This is a genomic window from Bavariicoccus seileri WCC 4188 (genome assembly GCF_000421665.1).
GTDB lineage: Bacteria > Bacillota > Bacilli > Lactobacillales > Aerococcaceae > Bavariicoccus > Bavariicoccus seileri.
Map to the genome: position 1 here is coordinate 18,075 of NZ_ATXL01000008.1, position 19,972 is coordinate 38,046.

The 19,972-nt window shown below is 36.1% G+C and carries 15 protein-coding genes; 3 read left to right on the top strand and 12 right to left on the bottom strand.

The window, feature by feature from the left end; genetic code table 11:
* Positions 1-26: 26 nt before the first annotated feature.
* From guaC to nrdH, 7 genes are all read right to left on the bottom strand, one after another.
* Positions 27-1,007 carry a GMP reductase gene (gene guaC / locus H541_RS0102960; RefSeq protein WP_022795859.1) on the bottom strand — a complete coding sequence of 327 codons (981 nt, stop codon included), beginning with the start codon at positions 1,005-1,007 and terminating at the stop codon, positions 27-29.
* A gap of 241 nt (positions 1,008-1,248) precedes the next feature.
* Positions 1,249-1,668, bottom strand: a complete 420-nt coding sequence (locus tag H541_RS0102965) for a hypothetical protein (RefSeq protein ID WP_022795860.1) — start codon at positions 1,666-1,668, stop codon at positions 1,249-1,251.
* 203 nt (positions 1,669-1,871) lie between these two features.
* Positions 1,872-2,228 carry a DUF6568 family protein gene (locus H541_RS0102970; protein ID WP_022795861.1) on the bottom strand — a complete coding sequence of 119 codons (357 nt, stop codon included), beginning with the start codon at positions 2,226-2,228 and terminating at the stop codon, positions 1,872-1,874.
* A gap of 87 nt (positions 2,229-2,315) precedes the next feature.
* Positions 2,316-3,074, bottom strand: a complete 759-nt coding sequence (locus H541_RS0102975; protein WP_022795862.1) for an NAD-dependent protein deacylase — start codon at positions 3,072-3,074, stop codon at positions 2,316-2,318.
* Positions 3,075-3,143: 69 nt separating this feature from the next.
* The gene (locus H541_RS11395) at positions 3,144-4,085 is read right to left on the bottom strand and encodes a YitT family protein (protein ID WP_022795863.1); all 942 of its coding nucleotides are present in this window, start codon (positions 4,083-4,085) and stop codon (positions 3,144-3,146) included.
* Between the two features lie 32 nt (positions 4,086-4,117).
* Entirely contained in the window at positions 4,118-5,347 is a 1,230-nt protein-coding gene (gene coaBC / locus H541_RS0102985; protein ID WP_022795864.1) for a bifunctional phosphopantothenoylcysteine decarboxylase/phosphopantothenate--cysteine ligase CoaBC, read from the bottom strand.
* Positions 5,348-5,838: 491 nt separating this feature from the next.
* Positions 5,839-6,072, bottom strand: a complete 234-nt coding sequence (gene nrdH / locus H541_RS0102990; RefSeq protein WP_022795865.1) for a glutaredoxin-like protein NrdH — start codon at positions 6,070-6,072, stop codon at positions 5,839-5,841.
* Positions 6,073-6,425: 353 nt separating this feature from the next.
* Here nrdH and H541_RS0102995 point away from each other — a divergent pair, with 353 nt between their 5' ends.
* The gene (locus H541_RS0102995; RefSeq protein ID WP_022795866.1) at positions 6,426-8,219 is read left to right on the top strand and encodes an Rqc2 family fibronectin-binding protein; all 1,794 of its coding nucleotides are present in this window, start codon (positions 6,426-6,428) and stop codon (positions 8,217-8,219) included.
* A gap of 73 nt (positions 8,220-8,292) precedes the next feature.
* Here the strand turns inward: H541_RS0102995 and pyrR are convergent, their stop codons facing one another.
* Genes pyrR through lspA form a run of 3 tightly spaced genes read right to left on the bottom strand, consistent with a single transcriptional unit; the run spans position 8,293 to position 10,262 of the window.
* Positions 8,293-8,844, bottom strand: coding sequence for a bifunctional pyr operon transcriptional regulator/uracil phosphoribosyltransferase PyrR (pyrR, locus tag H541_RS0103000; protein ID WP_022795867.1), 552 nt, complete (start codon positions 8,842-8,844; stop codon positions 8,293-8,295).
* A gap of 4 nt (positions 8,845-8,848) precedes the next feature.
* Positions 8,849-9,811 (bottom strand): RluA family pseudouridine synthase, encoded by a 963-nt coding sequence (locus H541_RS11400; RefSeq protein WP_022795868.1) that lies wholly within the window; start codon positions 9,809-9,811, stop codon positions 8,849-8,851.
* The gene (gene lspA / locus H541_RS0103010; RefSeq protein ID WP_022795869.1) at positions 9,804-10,262 is read right to left on the bottom strand and encodes a signal peptidase II; all 459 of its coding nucleotides are present in this window, start codon (positions 10,260-10,262) and stop codon (positions 9,804-9,806) included. The genes H541_RS11400 and lspA overlap by 8 nt, the downstream gene beginning before the upstream one ends.
* A gap of 142 nt (positions 10,263-10,404) precedes the next feature.
* On the opposite strand from lspA, the gene H541_RS0103015 reads away from it, so the two are divergent.
* The gene (locus H541_RS0103015) at positions 10,405-11,040 is read left to right on the top strand and encodes a YkyA family protein (RefSeq protein WP_022795870.1); all 636 of its coding nucleotides are present in this window, start codon (positions 10,405-10,407) and stop codon (positions 11,038-11,040) included.
* A 40-nt stretch (positions 11,041-11,080) separates the two neighbouring features.
* Positions 11,081-12,307, top strand: coding sequence for a putative glycoside hydrolase (locus tag H541_RS0103020; RefSeq protein WP_022795871.1), 1,227 nt, complete (start codon positions 11,081-11,083; stop codon positions 12,305-12,307).
* 170 nt (positions 12,308-12,477) lie between these two features.
* Here the strand turns inward: H541_RS0103020 and addA are convergent, their stop codons facing one another.
* Entirely contained in the window at positions 12,478-16,278 is a 3,801-nt protein-coding gene (gene addA / locus H541_RS0103025; protein ID WP_022795872.1) for a helicase-exonuclease AddAB subunit AddA, read from the bottom strand.
* A gap of 84 nt (positions 16,279-16,362) precedes the next feature.
* Positions 16,363-19,854, bottom strand: coding sequence for a PD-(D/E)XK nuclease family protein (locus tag H541_RS0103030; RefSeq protein WP_022795873.1), 3,492 nt, complete (start codon positions 19,852-19,854; stop codon positions 16,363-16,365).
* Positions 19,855-19,972: the final 118 nt, after the last annotated feature.

The window sequence follows — 19,972 nt, forward strand, 5'->3', positions numbered from 1 at the left end:
AGTAATATGCCTGTAAATTTCTAACCCTAATCACCATTGAGAATTGAATTTTTAACAATCACATAGTTAACTGTACGAATGGACTCTAAATCTTTTCCACCAGCATATGAGATAGATGACTGCAAATCCTGTTGCATTTCTACCAGTGTATCACTAATCTTACCACGTTGGGGAACCATTTCTTTTTTTCCTTCGACATTTTTTCGTTCGCCTTTTTGAAATTCTGAAGCAGAACCAAAGTATTCCTTATATAATTGACCATTGACTTCATAAACATTACCAGGAGATTCTTCGTGACCAGCAAATAATGACCCTATCATAACCATCGTAGCCCCAAAACGGATTGATTTAGCGATATCACCATTATGTCTGACACCACCATCAGCAATAATAGGCTTTCTAGCCGCTTTTGAACACCAATTGACGGCAGCTAACTGCCATCCACCAGTACCAAACCCAGTTTTTAGCTTAGTAATACAAACTTTTCCTGGACCGATACCTACCTTGGTAGCATCAGCACCAGCGTTTTCTAATTCTCTGACCCCTTCAGGAGTTCCCACATTTCCAGCTATAACAAATGTAGTAGGAAGCTTTTCTTTTAAATACTTGATCATCTTTATCACACTATCAGAATGACCATGAGCAACATCAATAGTAATGTACTCAGGTGTTAAGCCTTCTTTAACTAAATCGTCAACAAAATCATACTCTTCTGCTTTCACTCCGATACTGATTGAGCTAAACAAGTTAAGTGAATCCATCGTTTTGATAAATGGGATTCTAGATCCATTTGCAAAACGATGCATAATATAAAAATAACCATTTTCAGCTAACCAAATAGCTAATTCTTGATTAATGACCGTTTGCATATTTGCAGGCACTACAGGTATTTTAAATGTTCGGCCTCCTAATGTGACACTTGTATCACATTCTGAACGACTTTCTACAATACATTTATTAGGTATAAGTTGAATGTCTTCGTAGTCGAATACACGATTAAAATCCATAGATGATTCATCCTTTAATAAGTTTATTTAGGCATAAAATAACCCGCCACAAGGGCGGGATTTATGTATCCTACATAACTATATTAAATAAAGCGGACATTTACAAGAAAATCAAGCTGAATTGTTTTTAAATTTTCTTAAAACACCGCTACTTTCATTTACAAATCAACCATTATTTATTTAAACGCGGACATTTAGCGATAACCCATTAAAAATGAAAACTCATTTAGCTCATCAAAGCTCAAGCAAGCGTTGTACCATAATCCCCATCAGTTACTACCACTATTTTACCTGCAGCGATATCATCACTATAATGCTCTAAAGTAGAGCCCTTATCGTCTTCATGATCCAAATCCTTTGTACCAAGATCACCAATTACATACGTCCCTTGTGCTGGTTCTACCAAGCCACCAGTCGTCGTTTGACCATCAAATGGGACAATCAGCATACTTCCTAACACCTTATGCCATAGTCCATTAGTTTCATCCTCATCATATGGTTTTACGCCCACCTCTGTCTCGGTAGGAAATTTTTTGATCATTTCCTCAGATGCTACTAAGTTAATTTGATTCTTGGTGTACACCTTATCTGATAACTCACTGACAGCCTTTAAAGCATCATTGATCGAATCATAAATCCCATAAACCACAGCATTATCCATTCGATTAGCCTCCTACTTTTTTCTCAGTTAAGTCATTAACTGAAACCTAGGTAACAAGAGATAAAAGCCCTTACATATATCTTTATTATACTGGAGACATGGCTATAGTACAAACAAAAGAGGTTGTCCAATCAGCGGTTAGCTTCGAGCCATTAGAAAAGATAGCTGCACATTTTTACCCCTCAAGAGAGGTCAGATTAAAATCAAGCAATCAATTCTTTGATTTTTGCCACTGGTAATGAAGAATCACATTTAACAGTTATCTCGTCATTTTTCTTTACTAAAAAGCCTGGAACTGTTGGAATATCATACTTATCCCGAAATACTTTTATAGCTTCTAAATCATTTTTGGCTTCACTATTCAAATAGTAAATCGGTTCTTCTGATTCTTTAGCTATTGGACTTAATTTACTGGCAAACAAGCGACAAAATGGACATGTCTTTCTTCCAACGAAAATGATGACCCTGTCCAAGGTATCAATCATTTCTTGAGCTTTTCCGACTGTAATTTCATCAAATTGTTGCGTATCTTTATCAAATTGTTCCGTTTCTGTGGTCATATTATAGTCTTCCTTTCAATTTTCCTCATATAGTCTATTCATTATATAGTCACTACTAGTACCCACTCAATCAGTTGTTATAAGCTATCAAAACTCCATATTTAGTTGCTTTCCTAATTCTTTTGCAACCTCTTCAATGGGTTGATGTATAACTATTTGGGCTCTTTGCTCTTCAGCAACTCTACTTTTATTTATGATGGCAAGTGTTTTACCTCTGAAATAATTGATGAACGAATTAGCCGGATACACCACCAAGGATGTCCCACCAACAATCAACAGATCCGCGGTAGAAATAGCAGATATTGCTCCTTTAATTGTATCTGGGTCTAGCATTTCTTCATATAAAACAACATCAGCACGAACAATGCCACCACATTTTGGACATCTCGGAATGCCATCAGCGTCATATGAAAGTTCAGATCGATCATATGTAGTTCCGCATTCTGTACAATACATTCTATACAAACTTCCATGTAATTCGACCACATTCTTGCTGCCCGCCTTTTGGTGTAAATCATCAATATTTTGAGTTACAACTGTAACTTTTTTAAGACGCTCAAGAGCTGCTAGAAAGAGATGCATAGCGTTGGGCTTGGCAGCTGGAAAAAGCAAATTATCGCGTTCAAATTCAAAAAAGGCTTTGGGATGAGCTAAAAAGAAATGATGACTTAAAATTTCTTCAGCGGGAACTCGTTGCTTTGTTTCCTTTTGGTAGATACCATTTGAAGATCTAAAATCAGGAATCCCACTTGCGGTGGAAACGCCAGCACCTCCAAAAAATACTATTGATTGTGCACTTTTTATAGCTTTGGCAAGTTGTTTAACTTCTTCTTCATCTGTTGCCAATTGAAAAATTCCTTTCTATATTACTCAATTTACTGGTTACTAGCAGTGTTTCTAATAATCACCAAGCCTTTAAGAGACGATTTGATGGGTTTCTTTCTTTGTATCCGTTAAGCTCAATCCACTTTCCTTTTGGAGTTCCTCATTCAAGCGATAGGTAAATCCTTCTCCAATGACTGATTGAACATTGCTACTGATAAAGAATGCCTTAGAATCAATCAAATTAACAATTTTAGTGACACGTCTCAACTGCTGGCGACTTACTATAACATATAATATTTCTTTTGTCTGTTGTGTATAGTATCCCTTTCCTTCTATGATCGTAATCCCTCGTTCAATGCTTGAACTGATTTCCTTAGCGATTTCGTCACTTTTTTTACTGATGATAATGACAGATTTTCTAGGATTCAACCCATACAGGATATAGTCAATTACCTTTCCACTGATATAAATCGATATCAAAGTCATGATGGTTAATTCAAAACCAGTAATAAAGAAAAAGGGTAAAACAACAAAAAAATCTAACACCAACAAAGCAGATCCTGTGTTGAATCCGAAATATTTATTAATGATTCTTGCAACAATATCGGTCCCTGCCGTAGTACCACCTGCTAATATCACGGTTCCAATTGCAATACCATTCAAAACACCGACAATAAGGGGTAATAAGAGTTTCTCAGTCACTAAAATGTCAAAGGTAGGAATATATTTTAAAAATGAGGAGTAACTGATAACCGAAAGAATCGTGTAAATCATTGTGCGTCGATCAAGAAACTGGTAGCCAATGACAATCAAAAACCCATTGATTACGAGGTTACTAATATATAGCGGAATATTTAATGTATAGAACAAAATCAAATTAACACCTGTCACACCGCCTTCACCCAAGCCATTGACCGCAATAAACGTGTTTGTCACGATAGACATCAGTGCGCTACCCAAAATAACTAGAATGATAGAGGTAAGCGAGAGCTCAGCAAATACATTTTTGACTTTTTCAAACCATTTACTCATCTTTCTTATATCCCCCTCAAATTGTATTATATCTACTTAGCTTTCTTGTGGTATTCTTCCATAATCACCTTTAGGACAGAAATAGCTATGGCTTCTTTTTTGTTGCGATCAATAAAGTGTTCGCCGTTCTCAGTAATGATGATTACCTCATTGTCATCACTATTAAAACCACTCTCTTTCTTGCTAATATCATTAGCAACAATCATATCTGCACTTTTTTTGTTCAACTTGTCCTTTGCGTATTTTATAATATCAATAGATTCAGCAGCAAAGCCAACCTTATAACACTGACGATTGTCAATCGAGGCTAAAATATCAGGATTAGTCATTAGGTCTAACTGAAAACCACTTTTCTCTTGGTGTTGCTTTTTTATTTTTTGGTTACTATAATGTGCGACGCGATAATCACTAACTGCAGCAGCCATAATAACAACATCATAATTTTTATATTCATTCTGTATGGCATCGTTTAATTGTATGGCCGACTCGATAACAGTCGTCTTCACCTCTGGTAACTTGGGGAGCACGGCTGCCTCTGGAGTGGCAATCAACTTTACAGTAGCTCCCAATAAACGAGCCGCATTGCTAAGTGCTACACCCATTTTTCCTGACGATTTATTCGTTAGAAATCTCACTGGATCAATTGCTTCGTGCGTGCCTCCAGCAGAAATCAAGAAACTGAATCCCTTCAACCCACTAGAAGATAGAGGTGGAAATTGGGCAATTGCTTCAGTTACTAACTCGATTGCTTTGACTTGCTGATCGATATCTGGCAATCTTCCCTTACCTTCATAACCCTCTGCCAAAAAGCCCGTTTCTGGTTCGACGACCCAAACACCATCATCCTTCAAATTTTTGATATGACGCTGAGTACGCTTGTTTTGCCACATATTGTGATTCATTGCTGGAAACACCACTACTGGAGCAGTGGTTGCTAACAATGTACTAAGTGCTTCATTATCAGCAATTCCCTCATCAAGTTTAGCGATTGTATTTGCAGTCGCTGGAGTGACTACGACGAGATCACTCCAGTCTGCTAAGTTGATATGCGCTACTGGAGAAATCTGGTAATTATCATCTGTCAAGACCGGTTCTTTCGTTAACACACGAAAGGTTTCTGCTGTGATAAATTTCTCAGCTGTTTTAGTCATTGCAACACGAACACTTGCCCCTTTTTTTATCAATTGTCTCACGACATTTGGTATTTTATAAGCTGCGATTCCACCAGTCACAACGACCAGAATATTTTGGTTTGCTAACATAAATTTCTCCTCTGAAATTTTACTATGACGACATACCTTCACTAAAAACTCATTTCCCAAAAGACCACTTGATTAACTGCGTCATTACTTGAGTCGTCTCGTAGTGTTGCGCGATGTCCTAATAAGTTGACCTATCGTGGTATCAATGACAGAAAATCAAAAGACTGTATCAAAACGTTTCATTACCTATTTTATGGTATTCTGCTGTCACTATCAATCATCTAAACTGACTATCGCCTAAATCATAGTGCCTTAATCCATACTTGCCTCAATCCATACTATAGACTCTTCACTTTTCTTTCGCAAAAAAAGCCTTTGAAAAAATCAAAGACTTTACCTTCACATTATAAGGCTAACTTACACTAGACAAATTTCCTATAGAATTATCAGGACTTATAGAACTAACAGGACCTATAGAACTAAGACTAGCTCCTTAAAAAAAACAATACCATCATCTTTAAAGAGTTGCTAACTACTAAAGAAGCCATTTCTTACTGAGTAATGGACTCTAGGAGATCGGGGTTAAATCCGTAAAAAGGGGTCTCTCCTTCGACAGAAATAACGGGTAATGACTGAAAACCCATTTCCTTCACTTCGTTAAGTGCTTCGTTTGAAGCTGTTACATCTTTTTCAGTGTACGCAATATGATGCTCATCTAAAAATTTCTTAGTAAATAAACATTGCATACAATTTGGTTTTGAATAGACGACTACTGATTTGCTCATTTAATCCACCTCTTAATTTATGATTACGCTTATTATCTTACCTCATTCTTAGGAAATGGTAAACCCATATATTGTGGTAATTTGAAGAAATAGCCTATTTTATATCAATATGTTGTATGCCTCCACATCTAGACAAGGCAGTTGTGGCAGTATGGGAACCCTATTAAAAAGACCTTATCGACATGCTTAAATACAATGCCACATTACTTTTAGTTCACTATAAAGTAGTTTCCTATTAAGGAGTGATTCCAAAAGAACCCCCAAGCCATTATTTCATGCAACTAAAGCATACATTTCCACACTATTGGCTTTTGTGATAGAGTATAAATTAGAAAATCACTAGGAGGTCCACAATGGTATTTGATGGTTTATCGCTCCATTATATTTTAACAGAAATCAGTCCTTTACTCTCTGGAGGTCGCATAGGAAAAATTTACCAGCCTCTATCCCAAGAACTACACCTCATGATTCGTTCAAATCGGAAAAACTATCGATTGATTTTATCTGTTGATGCAATCAACGGAAGAATCCATACAAGTAATACTTCAAACGATAATCCTTTAAAAGCTCCCAATTTTTGCCTTATCTGTCGCAAATACCTCGAAGGTGCAAGAATCGAAAGCTTTGAACAACACGGCAATGATCGTTTTTTAACCCTCAATTTTACACACTTGAATGAGGTCGGTGATCACGAACGGTTGCAATTAATCTTAGAAATAATGGGAAGACATAGTAATCTCGTATTAGTGGAACATAATGGTAAAATCATTGATGCCATTAAGCACGTCGATGAACACCTCAATAGTTTTAGAGAAATCCTTCCAGGTGTTTCTTATATTGCACCACCAAAAAGTGGCAAAAGAAATCCTTTTATATATGATGTTTTAGAGTTAGAAACGATCTTAACATCATTAGCTGAACCAGCCGATAACACAAGTAACCTTTCTAATTCTATTAATTCACAAACTAAAGAGTTAGTACACCAAAAAAACGAAAACCCATCAGATCTTGCAAATCGTTTAGCGACTTTAATAACGGCAAATTTTGAAGGAATTGCGAAGAAAACAGCCTTTGAAATCGTTTCATCAAGCATTCAGCGAGATTGTTCCTTAGGGCAAGCATTTTACGATTTTTGTCACCATGATCTTGAGCCATTAGTTTATAAAAATAATGGCACTTTTATAGCAACTCCTTTTCCCTACTCTAGTCTGTCTTCGAAAGATATTATAAAACGAACAGAAAGCTTTTCTGAAGCAATTGATTTTTCTGTAACTAGCAGTATTCAAAAAAATCGTATCAAACAGATGGCTGGTGATATCAAGCAATTAATCCGTAGAGAGATTGCCCGTAATAAGCAAAAAATTAAAAAGATTTCGAAACAATTGCAAAAAACAGAAACTGCAGATGATTATCGAATTAAAGGAGAGTTACTCACTGCTTACCTGTATGAGATTACAAAGGGACAAGAAAGTATCACCCTAAAAAATTTTTATGCTAATGAGGAACCCATTACTATTCGTCTAAACCCCGAGAAAACGCCGAATCAAAATGCACAATACTATTTCAAACAGTACCAAAAGCTAAAAAGTTCTGTTCATTATCTACGTCATGAAATCGAGCATGCTAAACAAGAAATCAATTATTTTGAAATACTGAACATACAATTAGCCCAATCAGATATTTCAAACATCGAGGCTATAAAAGATGAACTGGTCAAAGGAAACTATTTAAAGCGCAATTCTCACAAATCTAAAGGAAGAAATGCTCAAAAAAGTAAACCATTTAGCTTTATTTCAGATGACGGCACTTTAATCAAAGTTGGGAAAAATAACCTACAAAATGAACGCCTATCTCTTAGAGATGCTAATAAAGCTTATCTGTGGCTCCATGCCAAGAACATACCCGGATCTCATGTTGTCATCGAAAGTACAGCCCCTACTGATGAAACGATTACACTTGCTGCAGAATTAGCTGCTTATTACTCAAAATTCAAGGATTCAGCTAATGTGCCGGTTGACATTGTACCTGTCAGTAAACTTCGAAAACCAAATGGATCAAAACCTGGTTTCGTTGTCTATGAGGGACAAAAAACAGTTTATGTCACACCTAAAGAAAGTCTTATCGAAAAACACCACTATAAAAAATAGTGGTGTTTCTTTTTGTGTATCAAGACTTTCCTTGTTAAAACAATCATAATTAGGAATTAGTCCTCTTATATAATTAGTCCTCTTTTATAAGAGTCACTTGATCATTGTCGTCGATTTCAGTGATTGAAACATCAACTGTTTCACTACGAGAAGTCGGAATGTTTTTCCCAACAAAATCTGCCCTAATAGGAAGTTCACGATGACCACGATCGATTAATACTGCTAATCCGATTCTTTTTGGGCGACCCAAATCAATCAAAGCATCCATTGCACTTCTAATTGTTCTTCCTGTGTACAATACATCGTCAACGAGAACGACATACTTGTTATCAATCGGGTAATTTTCTTCTCTAGCAATCCCTAAATTCGATTTTACTGGTATCATACCACCATTTTTTTCTTGATCGTCTCGATAATTAGTGATATCTATCGCAAAACTGGTTATAGTAGTATCTTCGATGCTTTCAATGCGTTTAGCAATCCGATCTGCTAAAAACTCACCTCTTGTTTTGATTCCTACTAAAACGATATCTTTAACACCACGATTTTTCTCTAATATCTCATAACTGATACGTGTCAATGCGCGTTTAATGGCTGCTTCGTCCATTAGTAAAACTGAATCCATATTTTCACCTCTTATTTAAACTATTTAACAATACCGCAAACTCTTTGGGTAAGGGTGCTGTGAAAGTCATCTTTTCTTTAGTAATCGGGTGATTGAACGATAACTTCCCAGCATGTAGATATTGCCCAAATTCTGTCTTAGGTTTCCCATCATTATTGTACATTGGATCATTTAAGATTGGGTGTTTAATATAATCAAAATGAACACGTATCTGATGTGTTCTGCCTGTTTCTAGATGACACACCACTTCTGTAGCAGTGTTAAAGCGTTCAACCACCTTAAAATGAGTGATCGCCTCTTTACCGCCCTTCACTACTGCCCTCTTCAATCTATTTTTCTGATCTCTACCTATAGGGGCATTGATAGTGCCGCTCGACTCTGTGATGATTCCTGCAACAATAGCCGTATACTCTCTTATAACATTATGCTTTGCAATCTCTTTAGCCAGTACAGAATGACTCTTGCTATTCTTTGCAACTACAAGTAGACCTGATGTGTCTTTATCGATACGATGCACAATTCCTGGTCTAAAGGATTCACCAACATCCTTTAAGCTTTCACAATAAGCTAATAGTCCATTGACGAGAGTATGAGACTTATGGCCGATAGAAGGGTGAACTACCATCCCAGACGGTTTATTAAGAACAATGATATCGCGATCCTCATAAATAATATCTAAATCCATCTTTTCAGGATTGGCGTTTAACGGTTCCTCTTTCTTCGGAAAAACAACTAGTACCAAGTCGCCTTTCTTAAGTGAAGTTTTATTGACTACTTTGTTCCCATTAACAGTTACTAATCCTTTTTCAATCCATTTTTGAATCTGAGACCGACTAGTCTCTTTTAAGGTGTCAGCAAGCCAAGTGTCCAATCGTTCTTCATCTGTTGTTAATTCAAAAGTGACTTGGTCTAATGGCTGGGTATTATAAGCATTAGTATCTAATGTTTCTTTTTGCCCTTCATCCAAGGTGAGCCCTCACTTCATCTAAAATAAAATAACTGATTAATAGTATGACCCCAACAGTCAAACACATATCAGCAACGTTAAATATTGGAAAATCAATAAATTCCAGTTGTATCATATCAACAACATACCCCAACCTATAACGGTCAATCCCATTACCAATAGCTCCCATAGCGATCAAAGCGTAGGATAAGTTGACTAAGATGCCATTATTCCTGTTTTGATAAATCAAATAAACTAGCACGATAACAACCGCGATTGTGATGACCAAAAAAAACAACCGTTGACCTTCTAGAATTCCCCATGCAGCACCTTTATTTTGCAAATAAAACAAGGAAAATATTTTGTCTAAGACTGGCTTAGTCTCACCTAATGCAAGGTGGTTAACAACTAGCATCTTTGTCCATTGATCAAGTAGAACTCCTATTGCTATCAAGACAATATAACCTATCATTTATATACCCCTTAAAGTAGAATTTAGTTTTATTATATCATCTTAAAGAAGTAAACACAGTAAAAATAACCCTTTCTTGCCAGAAAGTTTAAAAAACACTATAATGAGTAGAGATTCACTATTACGATTGAAGGAGTTATCTATGCTTAGATATAGATACATCTTGTTTATACTAGTCTCGCTTTTTCTTCTCACGGGATGTTCTAATCGTGAGCAACAGGCCATCCGAGCTTTAAATGAATTTGAAGCTGAATCACATGATAGCATTAGTGAATTGGATGTTATTAAAAAAAGTGAAGTAAATTTGCAGGATGATTTTGAGGCAACCATTGGTGAGGATGAAAGTCTAGAAACCTTTAGTGACGAACAAGGACCGATATTTGATAACCTCAATAAAAGACAAGAAAGTATTGAAATACTTATCCAACTCAACAAATCATTAGATAAAGCTAGAGAACGTTTAGCGGCTATTGAATCATCTCAAACAAAAGGAGTTACTAAAGAGGATATTACGTCATTGATGTCCAGTTTAGACTCATTCAAAAAAGTAAAAGGTAAGTTCACCAAGGATTACCAATTGATGCTTGATGCCGAAAGAAAATTTTATAGCTCTCTTGGGGACGAGGATATGGACTATAAAAAGTTTCAAGCTGGTCTTTCTGATATCAACAAACTTGCTGATCAAAACATGAAAGAAGTCGATGCTCTCTCAACCCAACTAGATGGCTTATCTACTGTTATCAGATCAGTCCATGATAAACTAGTTGTCGCAGAATAAGCTTCTTGTCATTCAAATAATTCAGAAAGGGCTCATATCTATGATATTAAATAAATCTGTTAGCTTTTTTTTCAAAGCAATAGTCATAATGCTGGCATTTATTTGCATCATCTTCCAAAGCAAAACAGTTTTGGCTGATGACAGTTCTAATGATGGTGAAAATGTACCATATAGGATCGGTAAACTACTTGAAACGCCCAAAAATCTACCACAACGATTGTTCTACGATAGTGGCATTGATATTCCCTATCCAAAAGATGGTGTGAGAGGCATTTATGCTTCCGCATACAATTTCAATGGAGAGTCTCGTGATGATCTCATTCAATTTTTAGATGACACAAAATTAAATAGCATCGTCATAGATGTTAAAGATGACACAGGGTTTATCACTATGCCATTAAAGGGTGTCACACATGAACAAGGAAAAAATAATTTTGAGAATATCATACCAGATACAAACGATATGCTGAAAACATTAGAAGATCACGAGATATACCCTATAGCTCGTATCGTTGTATTTAAAGATAGTATATTAGCTGGAGAACGACCAGACCTGTCGTTTACCCAGGCTGATGGATCGCTTTGGAGTAGTGGTGCTGGAGATAAATTCGTTAATCCATTTAAAAAAGAAGTCTGGGATTATAATGTTCAAGTAGCAGAAGCAGCTGCAAAAGCAGGATTTAAAGAGATACAATTTGATTATGTTCGCTTCCCTGAAGGCTTTGAAACATTTTCTCACAACTTAAACTATGATGCAGAAAACTACTCGAATGAGAGTGAAGATCTTAATCAGAGAGTTGATGCAGTCACTGACTTTGTCGCCTACGCCCATGAAAAATTGAAACCATACGGTGTAAAAGTTAGTGTCGATATATTTGGGTACGCCGCTACAATCGATGAAGCTTCTGGGATTGGACAAAATTTTAGTAGCATTTCTTCAAATGTTGACATTATTTCGTCAATGATCTATCCCAGCCATTGGGGAACGTCTTATTTTGGTATTGACAAACCAGACTTGCACCCGTATGAGTTAGTTTCTGCCTACATGGAAGTCGAAAATGCTCTATTGGGTCAACATGATGAGAAACCTGTCTCAAGACCTTGGTTGCAGGATTTTACCGCTTCCTATTTAGGATATGGTAACTACTTGGAATACGGCGCTGATGAGGTAAATGATCAGTTAGATGCCCTACGAGATGCTGGAGTCAACGAATATCTATTGTGGAATGCTACGAATGATTACACTAGAACGGGTGTCAATTTTTAAACCATAGTCCCAATAAATAGATATATGGTAATTTACTTTTAAAAACAACAGTAAAAAGCGATATGACAATTTAAACTGTCATATCGCTTTTTCTATCTATATCCCTCTATTTATCACTCTAACTATATCATTCTATCTATATCACTCTACCGACATTAATCTTTATAGAATCATTCAACTGAAATTACTTTATTCGCCCTAATAAAGGCTAAATAGGATGCAGTCACTGGCTTTTTATAGGCTAGTTCTAGAGCGGTTTTATAGTTTTTAAGTTGAACAGTATACATGTCAACTCTTTCTTTCAGTTGAATTTCCGACTTGATATGATCTGTCTTATAATCTATCAAAACAATCTGATTTTTAAATTCAATGAAACAGTCTATAGTACCATGCACCATGATTTTATCATCGCTAGTGTCAATTGTCTGATTACTTTTTAACCGTTCACTTGCCGCTTCCACTGGAAGAACCATAGAAAATGACTTCTCCACTGCTATGTCACTAAAATCATTCGATATTAATGGCACAATTTTAGTAATAAAGAAACGATATAGCGTTCCAACTTCCGGCTCCGTCAGTGACTCAAATACAGATTGATAACCGTCTCGTAAACTATCAAAAGCTAAGGCGAAATCCATCGTTTTCATTTGCTTTGTTTCCTCGACCCAAAGACGATAAATCTCATGATACAGCAACCCTCGCTCAATGCTTGATAATTTCTTACTGCCAAGATTTAGATCAGACTGCTTATCAAATTGGATTGCCCTTGGTTTTTTTGATTCCAAGAACGGAGCAATCTCAAGATCAGGATAATCTGGGTCAACATTGATTTGCTTTATTTCTGAGACAGATTGGTATGCCGCTAATTTTGTAGCTTCATCATTCGGATATTCGACCCCATATAAGTTATCTAATTGATCTTTGAATTTTTCTATCGTGAAATCGTTAGGAATAGACCTATTATCAACAGTCTTCATTTCTTCGGTATCCCTGTTTTCTGCCTCTTCCCTACTATCTGGCTCTTCACCATCATGCATTAAGTTTAGTGCTTGGTTTATGGCGTTAGAAACGACGTCATCTTCTTCAATCACAGTTAAGGTGATGTCATCATTTGGGACAATATAACCAAGCCAATCTAGAAACGAATGAGCTGATTCACGTAAAGCCGTTGGCAACAAGTCCCGAGTTTGGTGAAAAGCCTCAAAATTGTTCAATGCATTTTCACTGACTTTTCCAACCATAAACAGTTTTTCTCGTGCTCTTGTCATTGAAACATATAGCTTTCTCAATTCCTCTGACAATTCTTTTCTTTTCTGTTGGTTAATTAAGGTCTTTTTGACAATCGAAGGGTACTTTATGTAGTCTTTCTCATCGAAATAATCTATTCCCAATCCGTTATGATTTGTTAGAATGATTGGTTTACGGAAGTCTTCAAAATTGAACCTTTTATGTATAGCGGCTAAGAATACGATTGGAAACTCCAAACCCTTACTACCATGAATCGTCATTACTTTCACCGAGTTGATATCTTGTTCGGGCTTTTCAACTGGCTTCATGTCATTGTCAAACTTTCTTAAATAAGATATCACAGTAATAAAGGCACGTAAGCCTTTAAACCCGTGCTCTTCAAAACTTGCAGCTCGCTTAATTAGAGCTTGAACATTATGGTATCTTTCATCACCGTTTTGAAAGTTTCTAACAACTTCTGGAAAGTAGGTTTCCCTGTAAATACTTTCAATAAAGGTTACCAGTGAAACTTGTTTCGCTAATAGGCGCCATCTTGATATGTCATCAAGAAATTGTGTAATTAATGGATTACCCTCAATTCTCTGATAGGTTTTAACGGCCTCAAAGAAAGACGAATCGGGATTCTTTATTCTAATCTCTGCCAACAATTGATCACTTATACCATATAAGGGAGACTTTAGTACTGCAACTAACGGAATATCTTGATAAGGATTATCGATGACTTCTAACAAAGAGACAATTATCGTCACTTCACTACGTTTAAAATACGAGTCTCCATGCTCAATGTCGACTGGAATGCCGAAACTAGCAAATATTGACTCAATTGCTTCATTTTGTGATCGAGTAGGTACAAGAACCGCAATATCTCTATAAGAAATTGCCTTCTTTTCCCCCCTCTTGTCTAAAACCTTAAATTCTGTGACAATGAGTTCCTTTATTTTTGTGGCCATATAAGTAATATCGGGTTGTTTTTCCAAATTAGTCAGCAACCCTCTAGAATCTGCATCTAAAACTTCGTTACTATTATCTTCTGAATTATCTTCTGGGTGATCGTCATTTGTCGTTTGATTACTTGAAGATGTCGGTGAAACAATTAATGATAGCTCTGTTTTGTAAGAGTCATCAGGCACATAATAACGATTGCCTTCAATTAAATGCGCTTTTTCATCATAGGACATTTCTCCAATGTCATCATCCATCAATTGCGAAAAGACCCGGTTGACAGAATTTAATACTTCAAAACGAGATCGAAAGTTTTCAGCTAGAATGATGCTTTTTCCCTCAGATTTCTGATTACTTTTGTTCAATTTCTCTGAAGAAACGGGTGCTTTATCATACTCTTGGTACTTCTTTAAAAATAGAAGTGGCTCGGCTAGCCTGAAGCCATATATAGACTGCTTCATATCGCCAACCATAAATCTATTTTTACTATCGCCCGTTCGACTAACCCCTTCTAAAATGCTTTCTTGCAAAGAGTTAATATCTTGATATTCATCGACCATGACTTCAGATAACTTATGCTTAAAATGGTGAGCAACTTGGTCGACTTTTAATAACTCCAACGCATTATGCTCGAGATCGTTAAAGTCTATCAGCGCTCGTTGGTTTTTATAATCCTCATATTTGATTTTGAATAATTTTGTAACTCTAACAAGTTCTGAAATGATTGGCCGACTAATTCTCATGATTTCAAGATGATAGTTTGCTTCTTCAAAAAAATAGGACTCTGTTAGCTGTTTAATATCAGCTGTAATGTTTTCTCTTAGGCTATAAATAGATGACAAAAATTCACTATCAAGGTCATCTTTTTTACTTTTTGGAATTCTTGGCCAACTCTTTTTCGATTGATTCATCAGCAAAGAAACGCAATGATTATAATCATCTTGCTCCAAACTATCTTCTACTGCTTTTATAGTGTCATAAGAAAATTCGACATTATCCACCCATTTTTGATAGTCTTCACCGGCAGAATTAAGGTCGCACATTATGTTATCAAAACGCTCAAGAATCCATTGAATTTTTTGCCGAGCATCAGGTTTGATCATTTGCTGATATATGGGAGTATTCGTAAAGGTTGTAGAATTAGCAACATCATACCATTGGTTTAACGAGTCCAACCATTCTGTTGGATCTGGTTTGGCTGTTGAAAAATAGTAGATTTTTTTGATCAGTTCAAACAATGCTTGGTCACCAGAATCATTTCCATATTGGCGGGCAAGTTGTGTAAAAGCGTCTTCCGTATACAATTCTTCTTCAATCTCCGCCCAAATACTTTGGAATATTAGATTCTTTTCTGCCTCATTTGACAAGACTTTGGTTTGTTGATTGATCGTTAACAAGTAACCAAACTCGTCAATCATTCGCTTACAAAAAGCATGTAATGTCGAAATATAAGCTTGTGGCAGATAAAGCAATTGTTGCTGAAGTTGGAGTCTCTCCTGTTCATCAACGGTTAGACTGATCCTTTCTTTAATTTTCTTTTCTATCCTTTCTTTCATTTCACTAGCTGCAGCTTCAGTAAATGTGACAATCAACAGTGAATCAATCGGAACACCCGATAGAACTTTTGTTAAGACTCTTTCAGCCAGTACAGTGGTTTTTCCAGATCCGGCAGATGCAGAAACGAGAATATTGCTACCAGATTCATGAATTGCCTGCCATTGATGGTCTGTGTATTGGGAGTTTTTCTCCTTTATGGGAATATCAAAATTTTGGTTTGCCATTTAAACACATCCTTAATGAGCTGAAGTTAAAAGATAGTAATTAGTTAGTAGTTAGTAATTAGTTAGTAACTACTAACTAATTGGTTATAGCTTTTTAAAATGATCAATAGTAATATCCTTTGACTTTGGACGATAGTAATTTTTCGGTAGACTTGGATCAAATAGACTAATTGGGTAATAGATTCCCTCTTTCACTGTGTCGACAAGGGTATCCTCCAGAGGTGCTAAACTGATATCTCCTTTTAAAATTCTTTCTGCAGCCTCTACCACCAATCTATTAGCATAAGCTAAGAGTGTGTCAAAGGATTCTTTGGATTGAACAGCGCTGTTTTTGGTGAGTTCTCCATTTTTCTTAAGTTTCGTCTTGAAAACTCTAGAAGAGTTATCTATATTTAAACGGTGATCAATGGAACACAAGACGTCTGTCTCGTTTAAGACCATACTCTCAGCTCTAAAGTCATTAAGCCGCTTCTTCAAAAATTCTTTTGCTTGATCCTCAGCGCTTAAAGTACTATAGGTATGCTCAATATAGCGACTCTTTAAAGACACATAAGACATCCCTAACGTTTGACTCTGATTAAATTTTTTTAAGGCCACATCTAAGTAGATCAGTAGTTGTAAGTCTACGCCATCATAGATACGAGTTAAATCAATTTTTTTACCAGAAGATTTATAATCCGACACATAGATGTAGGACTTATCTTGGAAGAAAAATCGCTCTAAACGGTCAATACGCCCTCTCAAAGTAGCGACTCCTCCGTTTGACAAGGAGTATTTTGGCGCTATAAAGGACTTATCATGTTGGTCGCCAAAAACTGTTTCAGTCATCACATCATGGGGGATCAAATCTTGTTGTAGCTCCAATTGGGCAAATAAGACCTGAGAAATCGTTTCTTTCAATCGTTCTAACATAAAGGCAGTATAGTTATTATAATTAAAGCGACGAATAATCGCTGGATTTACTGCTTTATTGTCAATTGACCGACTTATGACATCACTTAAGGCAGCCTTCAGGTCTTTTGGTTCTCGTGTTTCAAGTTGAAGGTCACCACTAATAATTTCTTTCCAGAATTCGTCAAGCATGAAATGAGCAAGTGTGCCCTTTTCTAGTACTGTAGGCTCATAAGTAGGACGCTCCTGTAGCTTTAAGCCATATTTTAGAAAATAATTATAAGGATCCTTATAAAAAGATTCTAATTGTGAAACAGATAGATGCAAATTTGTGCCATACAAGTCTTGTGCAATCCGTTCTGGCAACTTTTGGGGAATATTCGACCAAGAGAAAGCTGACATAATTCTACTAATCAAGTGGTCATAACCACCAATTCTATTGAGATAAGTTAAAAAGACTTGTCTAAATTGCATATCCCCCAAATAACGGTTTACTACCTCACTAGTTGATACGTAATTAGCTCTTGCCTTAACAGGTACCACTTCAAAAGCAGTGGCAATCTGTGTTAAATAAGGTGAGTCTTTGATTTCTTCGCCTTCTTCTCCAAACTGAAAACTACTCAAGTGTAACCGCTCACTTGCTAGTTTAAGGACTAGTGCTAGAATATAGGGCTCAGCAGCTATTTTTTGTTTAAAAGGTGGTTTCAAATCCTTATCATTAGGCATAACAGATGCTAGTGCATCACGTTCAGATTCATTGAACAGACTTGACACTGGTGGCGACAATGGTAACACATCTTGCGTCAATCCAATTATAAATATTGCTTTTCTAGGTTGGTATTGAACTGCATCAATAGTTGTGACTACTAATTGGTCTAATCTTGTAGGTGGTAACTTATAATTGGTTCGCGAAAAAAGATCTAAGAGAATGTCAAAATAAGAAACAGTTAACTCTTTTTCAGTAGTGTGATATTGCACCATTTCAACCATAAAATCCTGCAATACCTTAAAAACCTGTTCATGGTGTTTAGACAGTTCTATCTCATTCATCTCTATTGCGACATCGCGCCAATAGTTTAATTGGTCTACAACACCATAGTCTATCAAGAATTTCTTTAGAACAGTTGCAAACTGAGACATATCCATCAGTTTACTGAATCTTTGTCGAATGTCTGAGATCAGGTTCATGACTTGTTTATAAAAATTCTCGAGCCTTTTTATAGCTTCATCATCAAGATCAATAAGCATTTTCCTGATTTCCTGCTCTGATACCCAATCCTCTACGATTAATGGATGCCTTTCATCAACTCCAAACCCTTCTAAAAGGATATCGAGATAATCTACCTGGGATTCAAAAGCTTTAATGATGTCTGTTTTAAGTGCTAGATTCTCACTCTGATTTAAAGTACTCGAACCCGTGTGTGTCACTTCACTGGAAATTTCCGGATAATCACAAGGGATAGAGAAAAACTGATTCCGTAAAAGAACTAGTAAATCTGATCTGGTCCAACTGGTGGTAGTGATTTTTTTTAAACTTTCAATTAAAGTAACTAACGGATGATCAGCCATTTTTTCTGGTTCATCCCACAAGAATGGTATCTGTCCCTCTTTTAATAGTTTTGGTAGGACAAGTTTATACCGTGATAATTGTCGTGTAGCAATCAGTATATCCTTATAACGATACCCCTGCTCCTCGACTAACCCCTTGATCTCTTTCAGTACTTGAATAGCCTCTTCCTCTAAATTCAAATAATTGACTAGGTGAATATCTTGACTCACATTGACTCGTTTCTTTTGTTCTTTGGTTGTTTCAAATATTTTAAGCCAAGTTTCCGCTAATTGAAGCTCTTCCCGATTAGTTCTAGAAGAAAAGTGATGGTATAGCGGAATATTTTCCTTTCGAGCTTCAACTAGTAAGGTTTGATATGTTCGTTTAGGAATATCATATGGATCAAACAAGGACACATTTGAATCATTAACCATTTTTTGATCACCAGTTAAATAAATAGTAACATCATTATGACTTGCCATTGCCATAATCAATTTTATTTCTTCAGGATTGAAACGGTAAAAGTGACTGATATAAACATCAGTATTTCGCATCACTTCTTTAATCAAAGTTATAGCACGTTCTTGATATCTTTGTCGTAAACAATAGTTTTTAGGTAATAAGGCGTTATAGCTCTTTATAATCTTGCTTATATCTTGTAGTTTTTGCTGTAATAAAATATTTTCATGAGATGCTTTACTGTCCTGATCCAAACTGATCAATTCATCAATCGTTAAATTACCACTCGTTAGTTCTGACATGACTTCAGATATTTTAGTGATAAAATCCGGATACTGGCTCGCATTTTTATAAATGGTCAATTCTTCTGAAACAGAATTAATAGCTTGGCTCAATAGAAGTGTCTCGGTAATACCTGAAGGAATTTCAAAATTGTAAATATCGTCATATCTTAATAAGTACCACAAAAATCGGGAAATAGAGAATACTTTGGTATTAAAGCTTGCTGACCCCTGTTCACTTAGAGAACCAATATAATCGCGCTCAGCCTCAAATTTAATGTGTTCAGGCACTAAAATCAATTGTTTTTCCGCCGTTTCACTTCCCTTTTTGATTAGCGGTTTAATCAACCTTTGGGGGTTATCATCTATTTCATAAAAACTAAAAATCAAACTCATAGCTTCACTCCTTATAGAAAGTCGGCTCGCATTGGACTTTAGGAAACTGTTATCTGATATTACCACTGCTTATCTTTGCATGTTAAAAGGATTGGATAACATAAACTGTCTGACACCT